The organism is Flagellimonas sp. ABD4_174 (genome assembly GCF_056160185.1).
In genome coordinates this window covers 1,876,427-1,897,377 of sequence record NZ_JBSWWP010000001.1, presented here as the reverse complement: position 1 = coordinate 1,897,377, position 20,951 = coordinate 1,876,427, and the positions used below count along the sequence as shown (strand labels likewise).

Sequence of the window (20,951 nt, the reverse complement as noted above, 5' to 3'; positions counted from 1 at the left end):
TATTGCAATATACAAATAAGATAATGGGCTTAGCCAAAACAGAAATATTTACCGAGAAAGAAAATCGGATTGCGCAGTACGCCAAGGCTTTTGGACATCCAGCCCGCGTGGCTATCTTGCAATACCTGTTTAAGCTCAATACCTGTGTGTGCGGTGATTTGGTAGATGAAATTGGTTTGGCACAACCCACTATTTCCCAACATTTGAAGGAACTGAAAAAAATTGGCCTAATCAAAGGAAATGTCGAGGGCACAAGTGTCTGTTATTGTATTGATGAGGACGAATGGAAACAAATGAAATCCGTAATGTCCGATTTTCTGAATCAAGATACCAAAACCAAAGAGTGTTGCTAAAAAAATTTAAATCAATTAATCGCAATATTACAATAAATATATAGATATGAAATTAGAAGAAGTTAAATCCGCCTTGAGCAAATTGAACACCATCGCCTTTAAATTACCCAACGGGAATTTGGTTCCCAACCATTTTCATGTTACCGAAGTGGGTAAAATCACAAAGCACTTCATTGACTGTGGTGGAACAGTTCGCAACGAGGAGGTGGTCAACTTTCAACTTTGGAACGCCGATGATTACGACCATAGACTTCATCCAGAGAAATTAGTCCATATTATAGAATTGTCCCAAAAAACATTGGGCATCGGTAATCTAGAAGTAGAAGTGGAATACCAAGGGCAGACCATTGAAAAATTCGCTCTTGATTTTGACGGAACCAACTTTCTATTGACCACCAAGCAAACCGACTGTTTGGCCAAAGACAATTGTGGTATTCCAACCGAAAAGCCCAAAGTAAAGTTATCCAAATTACAAAACACACAAACTTGCACTCCTGGAAGTGGATGCTGCTAAAACCCAACTTATGGCACTTTTTGAAAAATTAAACCAATTTGTTTCTGATTTGGATACAACATCCATTACTGAGGAAAGAAAACAAACCTTATCACCTCTTGTGGAGTACATTCAGGGAAAATTGGATAACCACCAACCCATCCGACTGAATTTAATCTGCACCCACAACTCACGTAGAAGTCATTTATCTCAAGTTTGGGCACAGACCATGGCCCATTATTTTGGGATTGATAATGTGAGCTGTTTTTCTGGGGGAACAGAAGCCACAGCCCTATTTCCGATGGTTGCCTCAACTTTGGCAAGCTCCGGGTTTGAAATAAACATGCTTTCCGAAGGAAAAAACCCTGTGTATGGTATCAAGTTTTCCGAAAACGAACACCCTGTCATCTGTTTTTCCAAAAAAATGGACGATGATTTCAACCCAAAATCAGATTTCGCGGCCATCATGACCTGTTCCCAGGCTGATGAGGGGTGTCCGTTTGTTCCGGGTGCAGAAAAGCGGATTCCAATTACATACGAGGATCCCAAAGCTTTTGATGGCACACCCGAACAGGCCGAAAAATATAAGGAACGAAGCGTGCAAATCGCAACTGAAATGTTTTATGTTTTTTCTCAAATACAAAAATAATGGCAACCAAAAATTTAAGCTTTTTAGATAGAAATCTAACTCTTTGGATATTTGTGGCGATGGCCATTGGGGTCGGAATAGGTTACTTTTTTCCGACATTTCCGGATTTCGTAAATTCTTTCAGCAGCGGGTCTACCAATATTCCCATAGCCATTGGATTGATTTTAATGATGTATCCGCCATTGGCCAAGGTAAAATACTCCTTGCTCCCAAAGGTTTTTAAAAACACCAAAATTCTTTCCATATCACTTTTTCTGAATTGGATCGTGGGGCCTGTTCTGATGTTTGCACTGGCCATAATCTTTCTGCGGGATTACCCTGAATATATGGTCGGGCTTATTTTAATTGGTTTGGCTCGTTGTATTGCCATGGTTTTGGTTTGGAACGATTTGGCCGAAGGCAGCAGCGAATATGGTGCCGGATTGGTAGCTCTGAACAGTATTTTTCAAGTATTTGCCTATAGTTTTTACGCATGGATTTTCATTACCGTCCTCCCACCCTATTTTGGATTTGAAGGAGCCATTGTGGATATTTCCATTGGCACCATTGCAGAAAGTGTGGCCATTTACCTAGGGATACCCTTTTTATTGGGGATTTTAAGCCGCCAAATTTTGGTGAAACTTAAAGGGGAAGATTGGTATACGGAAACCTTTATTCCTGCCATTTCACCGATTACCTTGATTGCACTATTGTTCACCATTGTTGTGATGTTCTCGTTAAAAGGAGAGCTTATTGTTGAAATACCAATGGATGTATTGATCATTGCCGTACCCTTGTTGATTTATTTTGCGCTTATGTTCATTATTGGATTTTTCACCACAAAAGCAATGGGAGCCGAGTACGACAAAACTGCTGCAGTTGCCTTCACAGCTGCGGGAAACAATTTTGAGCTGGCCATTGCCGTGGCTATTGCCGTTTTTGGCCTTAACTCCGGACAGGCATTTACGGGAGTTATTGGACCATTGGTAGAGGTGCCAGCACTAATTTTATTGGTGAAAGTTTCATTTTGGCTCAAGAAAAAATATTTTACGCATAAAACAGTGAAGGCTTAATAGAGTACCTGCATTTTAATATTTCGGGGAGTTTAGTAACTTCAGCCTGATATTCTTAAAAATAGAAGAATCATGGTCAAAGTTATCACCTCCCTTGGAATTGTTTTGCTTTTGATGTCTTGCAATACGGACAAACAAAAGAATCAACCCGAATTAGGGTTGGTATATAATGTTTTGTTGGATGCTGATATTGATAATTATGAGGTGTTCTCCATGGAACTCGATGGTTCCAACAAAACGAACATTACCGATCGGCCCGATCTGGAATGGACCTACTTTTCTCAAGAGGACACCTTATATTTTATTTCGGATAGAAATGCCTGTAAACGCTGCTACTTTCTCTACAAAAGCAGCTTTGATGGCGAAAATATCCAAAAAGTATCCGATTTGGAGTTGGCCGATAGTTGGATGAGTACCAGATATAATGGCTCAGAACTCATCGTTAAACCCAAACTTATTGATGAATCTACTTTTTATGTGCTCAACAAAAACGGAAAAATCATAAAAAGACTGGAAACGGGACTACCTTTTGCAGCCGACCCGTTGTTTGTCAATAATGGAGAACAGATTGTTTTTAGGGGCGGTCGCACCAACAGCAAAAGAGTACAAGGATTCAATGAAGAACTTTACATAATTGATGAGGACGGAAAAAACCTAAAACAACTCACCCATTATCCTGAACAAGACACCACTGCCGCCCAATACGGATACAGGGCGGGAGCTCCTAAATTGCACCCTACCGAAAATTTCGTGACCTATCAAAGCAAACAAAATGGGAAATATAGTCTGTATGCGGTGAGTCTTGATGGAAACAAAAGTTGGAAACTGACTGAAAACAAGCAAAATGAAGGCTGGCACGATTGGAGTCCGGACGGTAATTGGTTGGCCATAGAGCTCTTCGACAACGAGCAATCCCAATTTCATATAGGATTGATGAATTGGGAAACCAAAGAATTGAAAATTTTGACCGATGACACCTATACCTATCAACAGGCTCCAAACTTTATTTGGAAATCTGGTGAGTAATGGATTAAACTGTTCCGACGATTGCGGAAACACCTTAACCAAATTATGATGAAAAGAAAGTTAAACGCTATACTATTTATGGCAATTGCCCTTGCTTTGGGTGCTCTGTTTTACGCAAACAGTATTTTTCCGAAAAATTTTGAGGCCTACTTTAAACCGCAATTTTACAATCAGTTTGGGCCTATTGCAATTTGTATTGAATTGTTCATTGCCGGCATTTATCTGTTCAAAGGGCACAAAAAAAGTAATTTTACGCTTGCCCTGTTCGCTTTTACCGCAGTATTGGACCCCATTTTTGATTTAGCAGGTCTTTTTACTTCCAACGTACCTGTTTATGCCACAATTATCCTGTTGGGCTGTTCTTTTTGGGCATTATACTTGGCTTTTTCCAATACGTATAACCTTGGAAAAATTTCCGTGCCCGAGCTTATTATCAGTTTTGTTTTAGGAATCATAATCGAGCTTTCCTTCAATTATTACTATCAATTTTTGTAACATACATTACTTCTTAACCATATATTCATCAACAAACCGAACTAAATCCTGACCATGTAAATTTTTGGCCAAGACTTTTCCCTCTGGGTCCAACAAGAAATTGGCCGGAATTGTCTTTAACCTTAACTCCTCCATTACAGGGCCCTGGTCGCCTTGCACATGTGAAGAATGTAACCACCTATATGCTCCGTCTTTTTCAATAGCTTTGACCCATGCTTTCTTGCTACTCTCCAAACCATAGGCCACGATCATAAAATCTTTGGAACCATACCTTTCCCACAAAGGCACCAGTACATTTCGATTTTCCACTCTACAGGGTGCGCACCAAGATGCCCAAACATCCAACAATATCAGCTTTTTGTTTTTGGACAATTGCCGCAAAGAAGTTTCCGTTCCATCCATCATGGGTAAATGTATCTCTGGAATCGAATCCCCGATAAGAACTGGTAAGTTTTTTTTATCGACTGTTACTGTAAATTGTTGTACCCATTTATGACCAGGATATAAGTTGTTCCATTTTAGGGATTGTGCATAGACCATTTCCGCAATACGCTCAAAATTACCTTCCGGACTCGCCCAACGAATGGCCATTAAGGCTGGCAATAGGTGCGCTGTGGTATCCGCAAAATCAATTAACTTGCCTTGATATGCTTTTAGATTTTTCTCGCGCTCCAATAATCCCTCATCGGTTAAGTTCGAGCTGTTTTCCTTTTCAAAGTGATATTTATAAGCATCCCTGCGCAAATCCCTCAATTCCAACATCGCTGCATTGGCAGGTGATGGATTCGCAATGGAGAAGCTCGATTGAAAATTTGCCATTTCGGCATCAACCCTTAAAGAAGTGCCTGGCTCATACACCAAAGGAAAATAATTGTCCGTACTCGGGTTTTCGTTCAGTAATTTATTGGGGTACTTCTCCCCTCTTTTCTGCACCACAAGCATCAAGACCGTTTTATCTTTAAAGTCTGGCAATTTTCCCAATTGAAAGCTCCCATCGCTGTTTACTTCGGCCGAATCCAATACCTTTCCCACAAAACTTTGGGCGATATCGTTAAATTTTTCTGGATGGACCACATAAATCATGGGCTTCCAATCTTCTGCATTTTCCAAATGAAGAGACCCTGAAAGCCATGGAGTATCCGAACAGGAATGCAATGCGAACAGAACTAAAATAAGAAGTTTCAGTGAATTTTTCATGGTCATAAAAGTAACCAATTCTGCTTTGGATTCTACTCTTTCCGTAACTCTAAAAATAGCTTGACCAGAGAATGAAAAATTCACAGATCGAACACTTATTTACTGATTTACGGTTATTTACCCCTTGTTGTAACGACCAATCTATCATTCAACACAAACAGTAACATTATGAAAACAAAAAACATTGTCCATTTAATTTTAAGATTGGTTCCAGCAGCTATTCTTTTACAAACGCTTTACTTTAAATTTTCGGCAGCCCCGGAATCCGTCCATATTTTTACAACACTCGGTTTGGAGCCTTATGGCAGAATTGGTCTTGGTATAATCGAATTGATCGTAGCCATTCTTATTTTGGTTCCTAAAACTACTTGGATAGGTGCCATTTTGGGCATTGGCATTATGCTGGGCGCCATATTTTCCCATATTACAGAATTGGGAATAGTAGTACAAAATGATGGAGGTGTACTTTTTACCCTGGCTTTGGTAACGCTAGTTTTTTGTATCGCTCTGGCATGGTTGCACAGGTCCCAAATCCCTGCGGTCAGCAAAATTTTCTAATCTCCAGTTTCTTCTTCTTTCTTTTTTAAAGAGAGGGATTCGTATACCTTATCGAGGATTTCGGGCTTATCGGTCAACACTACCAATTTATCGTTTGCCGCTATTTCGGTAAGTCCGTTCGGGGTAATATAGTTTCCATCTCGTTCGATCATGGCGATAATGGCATTTTTTGGAAATCCAAGATCAACGATCTTAACTCCATTGGAAGGACAGGTTTTCGTTATTTTTATTTCCTTCATTATCGCCTTTGGGTGCTCGGACAACAACTCATCGGTAGCGGACAAGGGTTTTACACGCTCCGGTAATCCCACATGGAGCCACTTGGCCACAATGGACAGCGTACTCCCCTGAATTAAAACGGATGTGATCGATACAAAGAAGACAATATTAAAAATAACGTTTGCCTTATCTATTCCTGCCAAAAGCGGATAGGTAGCAAATACAATGGGCACTGCTCCCCGCAACCCGACCCAAGAAATGTAGAATCGTCGTCTCATCTTCATACGAAAAGGCAAAAGGGAAATCAGTACGGCCAATGGCCGGGCCACAAAAATCAGAAATAAAGAGATTATTATTCCTATTTCAATAAAAGGCACTATTTCTGTTGGAAATACCAGCAGGCCCAAGGTAAGGAACAAAACAATCTGCATAAGCCATGCGAGTCCATCGAACATTCGCATGATGGTTTTTTTATGGATTATATTCTGATTGCCAAGGTATACGGAACAAATATAAATTGCCAAAAAACCGTTGCCCCCAATAAAATCGGTAGCCGAAAAAGTAATGAACATTAAAGCAATGGTAAGCACGGGGTACAACCCCTCAAAATCCAACCGAATCTTATTTATAATGATCTTACTTAGTTTTCCGAACAAAAAGCCAGCTGCTCCACCGAGCACCATTTGTAGTAAAAACATGGGCAAAACCGATACTATGTTTTTTTCGGGATACTGCACCAAGGTTAAAAAAGCAATGGTAAGCACATAGGCCATGGGGTCGTTACTCCCGCTTTCCAGCTCTAGTGTGGGCCTTAGGTTTTTCTTTAGCGCCAAATTCTTGCCTCGTAATATCGAAAATACCGCAGCTGCATCCGTAGAAGACACAATTGCCCCCAACAAAAGACTTTCGTATAAAGTAAAATCGGTTATCAAATACACAAAATAACCTAACCCTACAGCCGTTAACAACACCCCCAAGGTGGACAGTGCAATTCCTTCCTTCAATACCGGTTTTACAGACTGCCAATTGGTATCCAGTCCGCCCGAGAACAATATAAAGTTCAAGGATACAACACCCACGAACTGCGCTATTTTGGGATTATCGAAATAAATCCCCCCTATTCCATCCGATCCGGCCAACATACCAATGGTCAAAAACAACAATAAAGTGGGAATACCGAACCGATAAGTGGTCTTACCAGCCAAAATACTGATCAGCAATAATACCGAACCTATTAATATGATGTTTTCTATGGTGATGTTCATATGGTAGCAAGGATTTAAAGTAGGACAACAGACAACATCAATTATTTGCTGAATTTTCAGAATCACGAAGTTAATTCAATTAGTTTGATTTTAGCTCCATAATAAGCAATCCGACCACCGAACGAATCACCTGAATCAAGTTTTGGTTTTTAAAGGCTGATTTTTAAATTATCGCGACAGTCGTCAAAAAACACAAAAACCACGTTTAAATACATTTTTAAGTGGACACCTGTGTTAATTAGCTAAAAAATAATCGGTGAAATGCACTTTTTAGTCGTTAAAAGTAAAAACCTATGAAAAATTGATAAGTATTCCCTGCAATTGTTTTTGATCTTTGCTGTGTATTAACCCCCAAATCTATACATCATGACACGATCTACTATTTACAGCCTACTTGTTTCAGGATTAATGCTAACCAGCCAGACTACTTTTGCACAGGCAGACGAAAAAATAATAAACGATACAATGAACGGGAGCGTTTCCACTATTGATGGTTATGTGCCTTCCATGTCGATAACGGAAGATGGAAAAACTGCTTATTTTAGCAAGGGCACTTACCAAAAGCCCCTTTATGGTGTTTTTTCCAAAAAAGAATTGGTATACCACGTGTACCGTGCCGAAAAAGTGAACGGTGAGTGGACCAATATTACCCAATTGGAGGTATGCCCAAAACACTACTCTGCCAAACATCCTACTGTTACCGCAGATGGCAAGCGTTTGTTCTTTGCCTCGAACATGAAGGGATCATTTGGCAAGTACGATATTTACGTTACGGAGATTGCAGCCGATGGCTCCGTGGGCGTTTCCAAAAACTTGGGGCCCAAAGTCAATACCAAAGAAGATGAACTTTACCCGAGCATCTATAATGAAACTCTACTGTTTTTTGCTTCCGAAGGAAGAGATGGATATGGAGGATTAGACCTATATGCCTCACAAGTGGTAAAAAACACACTCACCACATCCGTAAACCTTGGCGCCCATATAAATAGTGATAGCGACGAATACGCGATACAGCTAAGTCCAGAGAAAAAAATGGGGTTTGTGGTGTCCAATAGAGGTTTCAACAACACGGTATCACAATATACAGTAGCCTACGGACGTTCAAGTAAGCAGAAACAGTATATCGATGTTGCCAGCAATAACGCCGGATTCGAAACTGTGCTGAACGATGATACCCGTGAATACGCGGATACGTCTTTCCAAGATCAACAATAATAATAGGTTACAATTTACATACTGAATCGGTCAATAAACCTGATACGTGTCTTGTGAAACTGTTTCATAGCCGAGATTAGAAACACTCATGACAATGATAAGAAAGACAGGGGGAAACTGACAGACTATCATAATAGCGGGTTGTATTATTTCAATCTGACCGATTTACTTCAAGAATAGGATGCTGATGGGACGGCATCCTATTTTTTTTTACAACTACTTGATTATATATTATTTACACTAATTTATAGTGTGTTAGATCATATAAAAACCACTTTGGAGCAAATGTAAAAAAGTGCATTTGAACGAAAATGACTACAAATATTACTTGCGATAGTTAAAATTTTCTAAATTCGTTAGTGAAATAATACAATCCCAAATCTATTATGTCATGAAAAAAAATTACCACACTCTAAAAAAAGGCGTCCCAAAACCTCTTTTTACTTTACTTTTTTGACGAGTAAAATCCTCAACTACACAATGTATAGCTCTTGATCCCTTTAGGGATCAGACCCAATTTTGGAGAACCCAATATGGTGTTCATACTGTTGTTGCCCTTGTATTGGGCAATGCAGTAAAGCATTTTATTGGTTCGTCCCAACTTCAAAATTGTGGATGCGGACGATATTGTCCTAAACTTAACCTACAAAAATTTATGTAACAATTTACCCCCAAATCTTTCTTATCATGAAAAAGAATGCATTAAAAATTGCTGTCATCGACAATGACGACACGCTTGCTGGCATTTACACCCAGTACTTCCAAGAAACTGAAGACTACGAACTTCTCGGGGTCTACACCTCGGTTCATGGTCTATTATCTAGTTTTGTTCGTTCCCATCCGGACATTATAATCTGCGAAACCATGCTCAACGGTATTTCTGGAATAGAGGGCCTAGATTATTTTTATCGTAAAAACAAGGACCTTAAGGTTTTGATGATGAGTCGAAAAAACGATTTTCAACTCATAAAGGAAGCCTTTAAGAAGGGTGCCAATGGCTACTTGATCAAACCGATTACCAAAGATAGGTTGTTAAATGCCCTCGATGCGCTGGACCGGCACGGGATTGCCCTGGAACTGGATGTGGCAAAAAAAATCATCGATTCGTTCCAAACAAAATCGTTCGATGTCTTCTCTAAAAAGGAGAACGAGATCATAGAGTTGCTCACCCAGGGCTTTACCTATAAAATGATTGCGGACAAGCTATTTGTTACACCCAGCGCCGTGAATTTTCATATACAGAACATTTATGTAAAGTTAAATGTGAACTCGAAATCGGAAGCGTTGAGAAAAATCAAGGAAATGGAGACACAACAATTGAACGCCGCGTAAACCGGAAACTTTCATTAAACAAAAAACCCTGACATAATCGTCAGGGTTTTTTCTATATAGTAAAACGTATTTGATTTACTTCACTTCTTCAAAGTCCACATCTTCCACGTTGTCGCCTTCGGCGGCTCCACCATTATTGGCAGCACCTTCAGCTCCACCGGCAGATGCTCCTGCGGCACCACCTTGCGCTTCGGCCTGTGCTTTGTACATTTCTTCGGAAGCAACTTTCCATGCCTCGTTGATTTTTTCCAAAGCTGGTGTGATCACCGCAAGGTCCTTGCCTTCATAAGCTTTCTTCAACTCTTCCAAAGCTTCTTCGATTGGCTTTTTCTTGTCATCGGACAATTTATCACCAAACTCGCTCAGTTGCTTTTCTGTTTGGAAGATCATCGCATCGGCCTCGTTCAATTTATCGGCAGTTTCCTTCGCTTTTTTATCTGCTTCGGCATTTGCCTCGGCTTCCGCCTTCATCTTTTTGATCTCCTCCTCGGTCAAACCAGAAGAAGCCTCGATACGGATATCTTGGGATTTTCCAGTAGCCTTGTCGGTAGCAGAAACCTTGATGATACCATTGGCATCAATATCAAAGGTCACTTCAATCTGAGGCGTACCTCTTGGCGCAGGTGGAATTCCATCCAAATGGAACCTACCTATTGTCTTGTTATCGGCTGCCATTGGGCGCTCTCCTTGCAACACGTGGATTTCAACCGAAGGTTGATTGTCCGCTGCCGTGGAGAACACTTGTGACTTCTTGGTCGGGATGGTCGTATTCGCCTCGATCAATTTGGTAAATACACTTCCCATGGTCTCGATACCCAAAGATAGCGGGGTAACATCCAAAAGAAGAACGTCTTTTACATCTCCTGTCAGCACACCACCTTGTATTGCAGCACCAACGGCCACAACCTCATCCGGGTTTACACCTTTGGACGGTTTTTTGCCGAAGAACTTCTCAACGGCTTCCTGTACCGCAGGAATACGGGTAGAACCTCCCACTAATATGATCTCGTCGATATCGCTTTTGGAAAGTCCAGCGGATTTCAATGCTTTCTCACATGGATCGATCGTTCTTTTTACCAGATCCGCGATCAATTGCTCGAACTTGGAACGAGACAATGTTCTCACCAAGTGCTTTGGACCTGATGCCGTGGCGGTTACATAAGGTAAATTGATTTCTGTTTGTGCAGAAGAAGACAATTCAATTTTGGCCTTTTCGGCAGCCTCCCTCAAACGCTGAAGGGCCATCGGGTCTTTACGAAGGTCCATGTCCTCATCCTTAATGAACTCTTCTGCCAACCAATCGATTATTTTTTGGTCCACATCGTCACCACCCAAATGGGTATCGCCATCTGTAGCCAATACTTCAAAAACACCATCGCCCAATTCCAAAATGGAAACGTCGTGCGTACCACCACCAAAGTCAAATACCACTATTTTTTGGTCCGTGTCTTTTTTGTCCAAACCGTACGCCAAAGATGCTGCGGTTGGCTCGTTGATTATACGTTCTACGGTTAGACCCGCTATTTCTCCAGCTTCTTTGGTAGCTTGCCTTTGCGAATCGTTAAAATATGCAGGAACGGTGATTACCGCTCTGCTAACATCTTGACCCAAGTAATCCTCTGCCGTCTTCTTCATTTTTTGAAGAATCATTGCGGATAATTCTTGAGGTGTGTACAAACGACCATCGATATCCACCCGTGGCGTATCGTTGTCCCCTTTTACCACATTATAAGGAACCCTATTGGCTTCCTTGCTGGATTCTGAGTATTTGTTGCCCATAAACCGCTTAATGGAGTAAATCGTTTTGTGAGGGTTGGTCACCGCTTGTCTTTTTGCCGGATCACCTACCTTGATTTCCCCTCCTTCAACAAATGCAATCATCGATGGAGTGGTTCGCTTACCTTCGGCGTTTGGAATTACCACAGGCTCGTTACCTTCCATTACAGAGACGCAGGAGTTGGTCGTACCTAAGTCTATACCTATAATTTTGCTCATCGTATCTAAAGTTATGTCTGTTTAAAAATATTTTCGTTTGCTCTTTAAATGTCAATGTTCATGCCACGGGCCATAATATGACAAGCTGTCATATTTTTGAGGATTATTTGATTTTAACCCTGTTACAGCAAGGTTTGTTCGGATTGTCACAAAATGTGACCCTCAATATTTAAAAATTCTCATTTTTGTATTTCTTAGCTTCCTATATTTGAAACTATAAATTGAGTTTATGGAGTGTATTAGTGTGTTCGATATGCTAAAAATAGGCGTGGGACCTTCCAGCTCCCACACACTTGGCCCATGGCGTGCAGCCGAAAGGTGGATCGCCGAACTTGAAGAACAAAATGTCTTTGACAACGTCCAACATATAAAAGTGCATCTTTATGGCTCACTATGCCTAACAGGAAAGGGACATGCCACCGACATTGCCGTGGTCATGGGACTATTGGGAACCGACCCAGAAACTGTGGATATTGACAGTATTGCAGGAAGTATTGACAGAATAAAAGCAGAAAACCAATTAAATTTTGGCGGAAAAAGAATAATTCCCTTTAGCTTTCAGAACGATATTCTCTTTAAAAAAGAGTTTTTGCCATTCCATGCCAACGGAATGTTGTTCGAAGCAACATTGAACACCGGAGATGTAATTTCCGAAACCTATTATTCCATTGGTGGCGGTTTTGTGGTAAAGGAAGAGCGAACCCATGCCAAGGAAAACAAAGAGACGTTTAAAACATTCCCCCACCCGGTAAAAACCGGCAACGAACTTCTTGAACACTGTAGTTCACAAAACAAATCCATTTCAATGATCGTGATGGAAAACGAACTTTCATTGCGAACGGCACCCGAAATTGACGAAGGTATTGCGCGAATCTGGGACACCATGCTGGAATGTATGTATGTGGGTTGCCATACCGAAGGAAAGCTTCCGGGCGGATTGAACGTTAAGCGGCGTGCTTTCGAGATTCATCAAAAGTTAAAGGGCGATGTACCCTACTCCAACCCGCAGGAGTGGTTGGAGAGCATACGGGATACCGAAGTGAAGTTCCGACAGATCATAAAATGGGTAAGCTGCTTTGCTCTGAGCGTAAACGAAGTGAATGCTTCGCTCGGACGAGTGGTCACTGCCCCAACCAATGGCAGTGCAGGTGTTATTCCTGCCGTTTTAATGTACTACATGGTTATCGAGAACCACGACGCCGACTTTGACGATGTTAAGCAATTTTTGTTGGTAGCGAGCGAAGTGGGCAGTATTTTTAAAAAAGGTGCCACAATTTCCGCAGCTATGGGTGGTTGCCAAGCCGAGATCGGAGTTTCTTCCGCTATGGCCGCAGCTGGTTTAACCGAATTGATGGGCGGTTCCCCGGAACAAGTATTGATCGCTGCCGAAATCGCCATGGAGCATCATTTAGGGCTTACCTGTGATCCCATTGGCGGCTTGGTCCAAGTTCCTTGTATAGAACGCAATGCAATGGGGGCCATTAAAGCCATTAATGCGGCGGAGTTGGCTTTGGACACCGACCCAAAAGATTGTAAAGTACCTTTGGACAAAGTAGTGAATACCATGTGGGAAACCGCAAAAGATATGAGTTCCAAGTACAAGGAAACCTCGGAAGGTGGTCTCGCTGTGGGTGTGTTTTTGAGCGACTGCTAGTCCATACAGCCTTCCTTGCCCCTGGTATCAATAAGGTAAATAATCTTCCATTCGCCATCAAAATTGATCAATTGGAAAGAATTAATGCCGCAATGACTAAACTCCCCGTTCAACCAAAACTCATAGCCCACCCAGGCGTTGGCCATGGTCCTGTCCACCTGAATGGAGAAAGAAGTAAGTTTCTCCTCAAACTTCATCGTGTCCGGAATACCCACTATCGATTTTAGAAAATTTGAAAATTCCTCCGTTCTGAACTGAGTCTTCCCTTCTGGATTCCTACCCGTGGTCTGCAAAACAACATTGTTCGCCACGGTACTTTTTATAATCGTAGAATCTTGTTTGTGGAATCCATCAAAAAAAGTTTCGATAACTTGTTTTACCTCGGCTTTGGTTTCTTCGCTAGATGGGTTTGGACCTTGGGCGTTTCCAAATAACACTACCGCAAAAAAAATCACGGTACTAATCAGTTTTCTCATTTTATTAGTTTTTTGATTACCTCCTAAATTAAACAAATCTGCTTACTTTTAACCATCAAAAATAATTTCGATGTCTACAGCTAAAAAAGAATACAAGAGGGTAACGGTAAAATCGTTGGTGGAAATGAAAAAGCATGGAGAAAAAATAAGCATGCTTACCTCCTACGACTATTCCATGGCCAAAATCGTGGATGGTGCCAATGTGGATGCTATTTTGGTAGGCGATTCCGCCAGTAATGTTATGGCGGGACACGAGACTACCTTGCCCATAACCTTGGATCAAATGATTTATCATGCCACCTCTGTTGTAAGAGCGGCAAAAAGGGCATTGGTCGTGGTGGACATCCCTTTTGGCAGTTACCAAGGTGACTCCAAAGAGGCATTGCGTTCCGCTATCCGAATTATGAAGGAAAGTGGGGCCCACGCCGTAAAGGTGGAAGGTGGTGAAGAAATAAAGATATCCATTAGCCGAATTCTTGAGGCGGGCATCCCTGTAATGGGGCACTTGGGACTTACCCCACAATCCATCTATAAGTTTGGAACCTACACGGTACGCGCCAAAGAAGAAGAAGAGGCCGAAAAATTAAAGTCCGATGCCAAATTATTGGAAGAACTGGGCTGTTTTGCCATTGTTTTGGAAAAAATACCTGCAAAATTGGCGAAAGAGGTGGCAGAAAGCGTCTCCATTCCCATAATCGGAATAGGTGCAGGGGGCGATGTAGATGGGCAGGTTCTGGTAGTGCACGATATGTTGGGAATGACACATGAATTCAACCCAAGATTTTTACGAAGGTATTTAAACCTCTACGATGAAATGAGCAATGCCATTTCCCAATATGTGGATGATGTTAAAAGTCAGGATTTCCCGAACGAAGAAGAATCGTATTAAATTACAATTTACAATTGTCAGTTAGCAATAAAGAGTATTCCGTCCCCTCGAACCTTCAAGTGCTTTTTGAAGACAATCATCTCATCGTTGTAAATAAACGTGTCGGGGATATCGTCCAGGGCGACAAAACCGGGGACGACCCTTTGAGCGAAGTCGTAAAAAAATACATAAAAGCAAAATATAACAAACCTGGCAATGTGTACTTGGGTGTTGTGCACCGATTGGACAGGCCTACTTCTGGAATAGTTCTCTTTGCAAAAACGTCGAAGGCTTTGCCCCGTTTAAATAAGATGTTTGCAGAGGGTGATACCAAAAAAATATATTGGGCGGTCGTCAAGGATGCACCTCCAAAAGAAAAAGACACGCTGACCCATTGGTTAGTCAGGAATCCAAAACAGAACAAATCCTACGCCCATAACAAGGAGGTGCCCAATAGCAAAAAAGCAATTTTAGAATATAAGGTTATTAAAAAATTGAATAGTTATTATTTATTGGAAATTGACCTTAAAACTGGCCGACATCACCAAATAAGGGCGCAATTGGCAGCTATCGGCTGCACTATTAAGGGCGATTTAAAATATGGTGCTGACCGTAGCAACAAAGATGGTGGAATCCATTTACATGCCAGAAGTTTGGCCATGTTGCACCCGGTAAAAAAAGAACCGATTACATTTTTGGCCCCACCACCGATCGATCCTGTTTGGAGCGCTTGCCTTAACGAGTAAGAGCCAAGGCTTTTTCCCTGATGACTTCGGAAACGGGTTTGTTGTGCAAATGACTTTCCAGCCAAGATAAAATGTCCAAATAGAGAAATGCCCTTTTCTCGTAAGGATGGTTCTCATATTTTTTAAGCTCGTTGTACAATTTCTGAAACTCGCCTTTTAAATCGGTCGGATAGATGTCCCCAAGGTTTCGAAGAAACTTTATCATCTCCTTTTGCACTTCATGTAAATCGTTCATTTTCAACAAAAACTTGTACGTGCTTTTAAGTTGTACTTCCAAATGATAATCCATACCGGCCTCATAATGCGCAACAAGGCTCAAGACCCTTGCAAAACACATCAAATCCTCGCGCATTTTAAGTTGCTTGTTGGATATTATCTTTTTTAGATAGGCAATACAGTTCTTGTTATCCCCATTTCCAAAATACAAACACGCGATTTTATAATAGAGCAACATAATATGGTGCTCATCTATCTGTTGCCGATGTTTTTTGATACCATATTCTATAATATTGACCAAATAAATGCCTTTATCGAACGTGCCTTCCAAAAAATGAAGGTTCAATTTATTGGTATTGATGTACAAAAACGCAAGCGAGGCAATGTTGTCGTTCTTGGGGAACCTGTCATCACCTACCTGTTGTTCCAAACGCTCCAGCGTCTCCCTAAACTGTGATGCATATTTTACGAAGAAAAGAGACTCCAACAGATAATGGTTCCCTTTTAAAAAGAATACTGGGTTCAAGGATATCATATGATCGTTCTCATAGAAAAGGTCCACCCATTTGCTGGAATATTTATAGGCTGACAAAAAGTCCTGAATTAACAAACTGTACCATAAATGAGCTTTGTACAGCCATAATTTTTCCCGAAAACCCATTTTCTCAATTGTATAGTCCGGCATATGTGCATCAAAATACGTCTTGACCTTATTAAGATCCTCGTCACTTCTTGCATAGCCAACTTTCAACATCATTCCGTACAATTGTAAAGATAGGTTGGAAAGCTTACTGGTCAACACATTGAGCTCCGATAATTCCTTGGCTTCCACAGCAAGTTCGTCCGCTCTATCCGGAATACTTCGGGTAATGTATTGGGTCTCTATTACTTTTTCCAGCTCTACAATTTCGTATGCCACATTTTTTTCCTCGTTTTCGATAGCAAAGCTTTTGGCTTTCTCTAAAATCTTCAAGCTTTGCTTGTACAGTCCCTTCTGGTATAGAATTGTAGCAAAATCCAATTGTTCCCGAATTTGGATACGGACGTTCTGGTTTACCGGATTCAATCGCAGGCTCACCAATATTTGCTTGTACAAATGTGCCTTGAGGTTGGAGAGTTGCGATTTTTTGACAATGCCACTATCCAAAATCTGCTTTTCATCATACTTACGGAGTTTGTCCAAAAGATTGAACAATGCCAAAAATTTAGCATCGGCGTTTACACCCAATCTCCCAACATACAGCTTAAATTGGCGTTTTTCGGATTTTGATAGCGACTTTACCAAAACGAACAAAGCATCCTTATGGGCATTTGTCATCGTAAAAAATATTATTTACACAATTGATTATCAGCATATTGAACCGACCTAAAAGCAGTTTAACGTTGTAACGGTTACGCAATTGCTTTTCGTCTTCAGCCCTCCTTCTCTATTTTCGTAAGTCATAGAAAAAAACAGGTTGATATAATGGGTAAAGATAAGGTAGAAATTTTTGATACAACGCTACGGGATGGGGAACAGGTACCAGGCTGTAAACTGGATACCGAACAAAAATTAATCATTGCCGAAAGACTGGATGAGCTTGGTGTTGATGTAATCGAAGCAGGGTTCCCCATATCTAGCCCAGGTGATTTTACATCTGTCAACGAAATTGCCAAATTGGTCAAAAATGCAACGGTCTGTGGATTGACCCGCGCGGTGAAAAAAGATATTGAAGTTGCCGCCGAAGCTATAAAAGATGCCAAAAGACCTAGAATTCATACTGGAATCGGAACTTCCGAATCCCATATTAAATATAAATTCAATTCCACACAAGATAAAATTATTGAACGTGCTGTTGAGGCCGTTTCCTATGCAAAGTCTTTTGTGGAGGACGTTGAGTTTTATGCAGAAGATGCAGGTAGAACCGACAATGAGTTTTTGGCCCGAGTCTGCGAAGCGGTGATCAAAGCAGGGGCCACAGTGCTCAATATTCCAGACACCACGGGTTATTGCCTGCCCGAAGAGTACGGTGCAAAAATGAAGTATTTGAAGGAGAACGTAACCGGAATCGACAAAGCTATTCTTTCTTGTCACTGCCACAACGACCTGGGATTGGCCACGGCCAACTCCATTGCGGGAGTTATCAATGGTGCCAGGCAAATCGAGTGTACCATAAACGGTATTGGGGAAAGAGCCGGGAACACTTCTTTGGAGGAAGTGGTAATGATCATGAGACAACATCCTTACCTAAATTTGGACACGGATATCAATAGCAAATTGCTTTGGGACACCAGTACCATGGTTTCACAAAAAATGGGTATGCCGGTTCAACCGAACAAAGCCATTGTAGGGTCCAATGCATTTGCGCATAGTTCTGGAATCCACCAAGACGGGGTGATCAAACAAAGAGAGACCTACGAGATCATAGATCCAAAAGATGTAGGAGTGAGCGAATCATCCATTGTGCTTACGGCACGTAGCGGGCGTGCTGCTCTCGCCTATCGAGCAAAAAATATTGGTTACGAACTCACCAAGCTTCAATTGGATACGGTATATCAGAACTTTTTGCAGTATGCCGATAGAAAAAAGGAAATTATGGACGAGGACATTCACGAGATTGTGGAAACCAGCAATATTGGAATGAAGAGTTTAGCTTAACAACAATTGTATATGGCATTAAAAATAGCATTGCTCCCCGGAGATGGTATTGGACCGGAAGTTTTGGCCCAAACGGTGAAATGTTTGGAGGCGGTCGAAGAAAGATTCAATCAACATTTTCTTTTTAAGGAGGCACCGGTAGGCGCTATCGCCATAGACAAAAAAGGAGTTCCCCTACCCAATAACACATTAAAATTGTGCAAAGAGGCAGATGCTGTACTTTTTGGCGCCATTGGCGACCCAAAGTACGATAATGACCCTGAGGCCAAGGTTCGTCCGGAACAAGGTTTATTGCAATTACGAAAGGAACTTGAATTGTTTGCGAACATTAGGCCGGTTAAAGCCTACCCAACTCTTTTGGATAGGTCGCCTTTAAAAAAAGAAGTAATCCAGGGAACGGATTTTGTAATCTACAGAGAGCTTACCGGAGGTATATATTTTGGCGAGAAAAAACTGAACGAGGAAGGCACTAAAGCATCCGACCTTTGCGAATATACCGAAGAAGAAATAAGCCGAATTGCACATTTGGCCTTTAAAGCTGCGAAAGGCCGAAATAAGAAACTTACCTTGGTTGACAAGGCCAACGTACTGGAGTCCTCGCGTTTATGGCGCAAAGTGGTGACCAAAATCGGCGAAAGTTATCCGGAGGTTACATTGGACTATTTATTTGTGGACAATGCGGCAATGCAGATTATATTGAATCCCAAACAGTTTGATGTTATCCTGACAGAAAATATGTTCGGGGATATTATTTCCGACGAAGGCAGTGTAATTGGTGGTTCTATTGGGTTATTGGCATCCGCCTCCATAGGAGAGGAAAATGCATTGTTCGAACCCATACATGGCTCCTACCCACAAGCCAAGGGCAAGGATATTGCCAACCCGATCGCATCTATACTCTCCGCAGCCATGCTTTTGGAGCATTTTGGCCTTAACGAAGAGGCTTTGGCCGTTAAAAAAGCAGTGGACAAATCACTGAAAAAAGGAATAGTCACCCCAGACTTAAAGAAGGATAGCCCATACGGCACCAATCACGTAGGGGACTTTATAGCGCATAGCATAGTCGACTTTGAGGACGACACCCTTATGAACGATGAAAATATAGATTTAGGCAAGTCGACCATTATATAGATCAATTACCTAAATTGTCATCTTCGGTATTGACCAGTTCCTGTATGGTCTTGTTGAACTCCTTTTTAAATTCAACAAACTTATCTCCAGTTGCCGGGCCGTTAAAACCTGTATGGATTTTCCTTACATCCCCATTTTTATCTATATAAATGGTTGTTGGGTAGGACAAAATGTGGTTTAACATAGGTAATTTTTCGTTCGCCTTTTGCTTATTGGATGTTCCGTATTGCGCCAATAAAATTGGATAAGGGACCTCTTCCCTTTCTTTTAAGCGTTGAATCCCTTCAAATGCTTTTTCCTCGGTTTTAGCATACTCAAAAGCCAACCCTACAAATTGTACGTCCAGTTCTGGATTGTTTTTTATATAATCCACATAAAAACGCGTCTCATCCAAACAATTGGGGCACCAAGTACCCATAATTTGCACCAAAACCGTCTTGTTTTTGAACATGGGGTCGTCCAAGGACACTTCTACCCCTTCTATATTGGGAAAAGAAAAATTGAATCTATCGTAGCCTTCCCTCAAATAAGTTAAACTATTCGAGTCGGGCAGTTCAAAAGCTTCGTTTCTTGCTCCCATAAACTCCTGAACGGTATGCTCTCCAGAGTAAAATGTACCGTTTAGGGTGCTATCGGTCACTTGGGCCAAAAACAAAAATACATGTGAACCATCAAAAGCGGATAGTTTTAGACTATCTCCCGTAACCACCCCATCCAAGTAACGGTAATCTCCCGTATTGGTCCTAAAGGTGCCCTTTACTTTGTTTCCATTTTGCATAAAAATACCCTTGGCAGGGTATTCCCCTTCGGTATTTACATTAAAATAGGTTTCCCAGATGCCGGAAATGTTCACTTGAGCGTCTTTTGCAGTTTTAAAGCGTTCGGAAAAACCATAAGTAGCTTTAAACGGCACACTCCTGCCTTTACTTTCTTCCAAAAATTGTCCCGTGATCTGCTCATCAGTAAATGTACCGGATATGTGACCCTCAAAAATGGGCATACGGATATCAATGGAATCACCATTAAATTCAAATTCATCAATGGTAATTACTTCTTCAGCATTAAAAACTTTCATAACGTAACCACTGTCCATGTTTTTGGACAAAGTAAACTCAAAAGGCAAGCGTTGCCCATTCGAAACTTCGATTTCGGCAAGCCATTGCCCCTCCTTAAGCTCTGGTGTTTTATTATTCTTGCAAGAGGCCAATAACAAAAAAAGTCCAGCCATTACCAAGGCTATCCTATTCATATAGTGAGAGATTTTTCTTAAATGTAGCAATTACATTTTAATTTGAAGAATCAGTTACGGTCTAAGGTCATTATAATCGTTGAATCTGTTGCTCTATTGTTATATATTTGTGCCCTCTAAAAAT

The 20,951-nt window shown here is 41.2% G+C and carries 20 protein-coding genes; 14 read left to right on the top strand and 6 right to left on the bottom strand.

Features of this window, described 5'->3' with window-relative positions:
• Positions 1–23: 23 nt before the first annotated feature.
• From ACXAFK_RS08325 to ACXAFK_RS08300, 6 genes are all read left to right on the top strand, one after another.
• Positions 24–353: an ArsR/SmtB family transcription factor gene (locus ACXAFK_RS08325; protein WP_224836756.1), complete on the top strand. Its 330-nt coding sequence runs from the start codon at positions 24–26 to the stop codon at positions 351–353.
• A 46-nt stretch (positions 354–399) separates the two neighbouring features.
• Complete coding sequence (locus ACXAFK_RS08320; RefSeq protein ID WP_474957418.1) at positions 400–867, top strand: DUF6428 family protein; 468 nt, start codon at positions 400–402, stop codon at positions 865–867.
• A gap of 10 nt (positions 868–877) precedes the next feature.
• A complete protein-coding gene (locus ACXAFK_RS08315; RefSeq protein WP_474957417.1) occupies positions 878–1,495 on the top strand; it encodes an arsenate-mycothiol transferase ArsC in 618 nt (205 codons plus the stop codon).
• A complete protein-coding gene (arsB, locus tag ACXAFK_RS08310; RefSeq protein ID WP_474957416.1) occupies positions 1,495–2,547 on the top strand; it encodes an ACR3 family arsenite efflux transporter in 1,053 nt (350 codons plus the stop codon). The genes ACXAFK_RS08315 and arsB overlap by 1 nt, the downstream gene beginning before the upstream one ends.
• Positions 2,548–2,619: 72 nt before the next feature.
• Positions 2,620–3,573 carry a TolB family protein gene (locus ACXAFK_RS08305; RefSeq protein WP_474957415.1) on the top strand — a complete coding sequence of 318 codons (954 nt, stop codon included), beginning with the start codon at positions 2,620–2,622 and terminating at the stop codon, positions 3,571–3,573.
• A gap of 45 nt (positions 3,574–3,618) precedes the next feature.
• The gene (locus tag ACXAFK_RS08300; RefSeq protein WP_474957414.1) at positions 3,619–4,068 is read left to right on the top strand and encodes a hypothetical protein; all 450 of its coding nucleotides are present in this window, start codon (positions 3,619–3,621) and stop codon (positions 4,066–4,068) included.
• A gap of 6 nt (positions 4,069–4,074) precedes the next feature.
• Here ACXAFK_RS08300 and ACXAFK_RS08295 read toward each other — a convergent pair whose 3' ends face one another.
• Positions 4,075–5,349: a TlpA family protein disulfide reductase gene (locus ACXAFK_RS08295; RefSeq protein WP_474957413.1), complete on the bottom strand. Its 1,275-nt coding sequence runs from the start codon at positions 5,347–5,349 to the stop codon at positions 4,075–4,077.
• Positions 5,350–5,433: 84 nt separating this feature from the next.
• On the opposite strand from ACXAFK_RS08295, the gene ACXAFK_RS08290 reads away from it, so the two are divergent.
• Positions 5,434–5,823 (top strand): DoxX family protein, encoded by a 390-nt coding sequence (locus ACXAFK_RS08290; RefSeq protein ID WP_474957412.1) that lies wholly within the window; start codon positions 5,434–5,436, stop codon positions 5,821–5,823.
• Here ACXAFK_RS08290 and ACXAFK_RS08285 read toward each other — a convergent pair.
• Entirely contained in the window at positions 5,820–7,307 is a 1,488-nt protein-coding gene (locus ACXAFK_RS08285) for a potassium/proton antiporter (protein ID WP_474957411.1), read from the bottom strand. The two genes, ACXAFK_RS08290 and ACXAFK_RS08285, sit on opposite strands and share 4 nt — an antisense overlap.
• 366 nt (positions 7,308–7,673) lie before the next feature.
• On the opposite strand from ACXAFK_RS08285, the gene ACXAFK_RS08280 reads away from it, so the two are divergent.
• Both ACXAFK_RS08280 and ACXAFK_RS08275 read left to right on the top strand, forming a co-directional pair.
• Positions 7,674–8,522, top strand: a complete 849-nt coding sequence (locus tag ACXAFK_RS08280) for a TolB-like translocation protein (RefSeq protein ID WP_474957410.1) — start codon at positions 7,674–7,676, stop codon at positions 8,520–8,522.
• A gap of 687 nt (positions 8,523–9,209) precedes the next feature.
• Entirely contained in the window at positions 9,210–9,854 is a 645-nt protein-coding gene (locus ACXAFK_RS08275; protein ID WP_224836746.1) for a response regulator transcription factor, read from the top strand.
• Between the two features lie 75 nt (positions 9,855–9,929).
• Here the strand turns inward: ACXAFK_RS08275 and dnaK are convergent, their stop codons facing one another.
• The gene (dnaK, locus tag ACXAFK_RS08270; protein WP_224836745.1) at positions 9,930–11,849 is read right to left on the bottom strand and encodes a molecular chaperone DnaK; all 1,920 of its coding nucleotides are present in this window, start codon (positions 11,847–11,849) and stop codon (positions 9,930–9,932) included.
• Between the two features lie 229 nt (positions 11,850–12,078).
• Here dnaK and ACXAFK_RS08265 point away from each other — a divergent pair, with 229 nt between their 5' ends.
• Positions 12,079–13,503, top strand: a complete 1,425-nt coding sequence (locus ACXAFK_RS08265; protein ID WP_474957409.1) for an L-serine ammonia-lyase — start codon at positions 12,079–12,081, stop codon at positions 13,501–13,503.
• Here the strand turns inward: ACXAFK_RS08265 and ACXAFK_RS08260 are convergent.
• Positions 13,500–13,979 (bottom strand): nuclear transport factor 2 family protein, encoded by a 480-nt coding sequence (locus tag ACXAFK_RS08260; protein ID WP_474957408.1) that lies wholly within the window; start codon positions 13,977–13,979, stop codon positions 13,500–13,502. The genes ACXAFK_RS08265 and ACXAFK_RS08260 overlap by 4 nt on opposite strands.
• A 70-nt stretch (positions 13,980–14,049) precedes the next feature.
• On the opposite strand from ACXAFK_RS08260, the gene panB reads away from it, so the two are divergent.
• Both panB and ACXAFK_RS08250 read left to right on the top strand, forming a co-directional pair.
• Positions 14,050–14,868, top strand: a complete 819-nt coding sequence (gene panB, locus ACXAFK_RS08255) for a 3-methyl-2-oxobutanoate hydroxymethyltransferase (RefSeq protein ID WP_224836742.1) — start codon at positions 14,050–14,052, stop codon at positions 14,866–14,868.
• A gap of 14 nt (positions 14,869–14,882) precedes the next feature.
• Entirely contained in the window at positions 14,883–15,593 is a 711-nt protein-coding gene (locus tag ACXAFK_RS08250) for an RluA family pseudouridine synthase (RefSeq protein ID WP_474957407.1), read from the top strand.
• Here the strand turns inward: ACXAFK_RS08250 and ACXAFK_RS08245 are convergent.
• Positions 15,583–17,127 carry a hypothetical protein gene (locus ACXAFK_RS08245; protein WP_252079898.1) on the bottom strand — a complete coding sequence of 515 codons (1,545 nt, stop codon included), beginning with the start codon at positions 17,125–17,127 and terminating at the stop codon, positions 15,583–15,585. The genes ACXAFK_RS08250 and ACXAFK_RS08245 overlap by 11 nt on opposite strands.
• 147 nt (positions 17,128–17,274) lie before the next feature.
• Between ACXAFK_RS08245 and ACXAFK_RS08240 the strand changes: the two genes are divergently transcribed.
• Both ACXAFK_RS08240 and leuB read left to right on the top strand, forming a co-directional pair.
• The gene (locus ACXAFK_RS08240; protein ID WP_293295081.1) at positions 17,275–18,447 is read left to right on the top strand and encodes a 2-isopropylmalate synthase; all 1,173 of its coding nucleotides are present in this window, start codon (positions 17,275–17,277) and stop codon (positions 18,445–18,447) included.
• 12 nt (positions 18,448–18,459) lie between these two features.
• Positions 18,460–19,578 (top strand): 3-isopropylmalate dehydrogenase, encoded by a 1,119-nt coding sequence (gene leuB / locus ACXAFK_RS08235; RefSeq protein WP_224836738.1) that lies wholly within the window; start codon positions 18,460–18,462, stop codon positions 19,576–19,578.
• A 1-nt stretch (position 19,579) separates the two neighbouring features.
• Here the strand turns inward: leuB and ACXAFK_RS08230 are convergent, their stop codons facing one another.
• Positions 19,580–20,827, bottom strand: a complete 1,248-nt coding sequence (locus ACXAFK_RS08230) for a peroxiredoxin family protein (protein WP_474957406.1) — start codon at positions 20,825–20,827, stop codon at positions 19,580–19,582.
• Between the last annotated feature and the right edge of the window lie 124 nt (positions 20,828–20,951).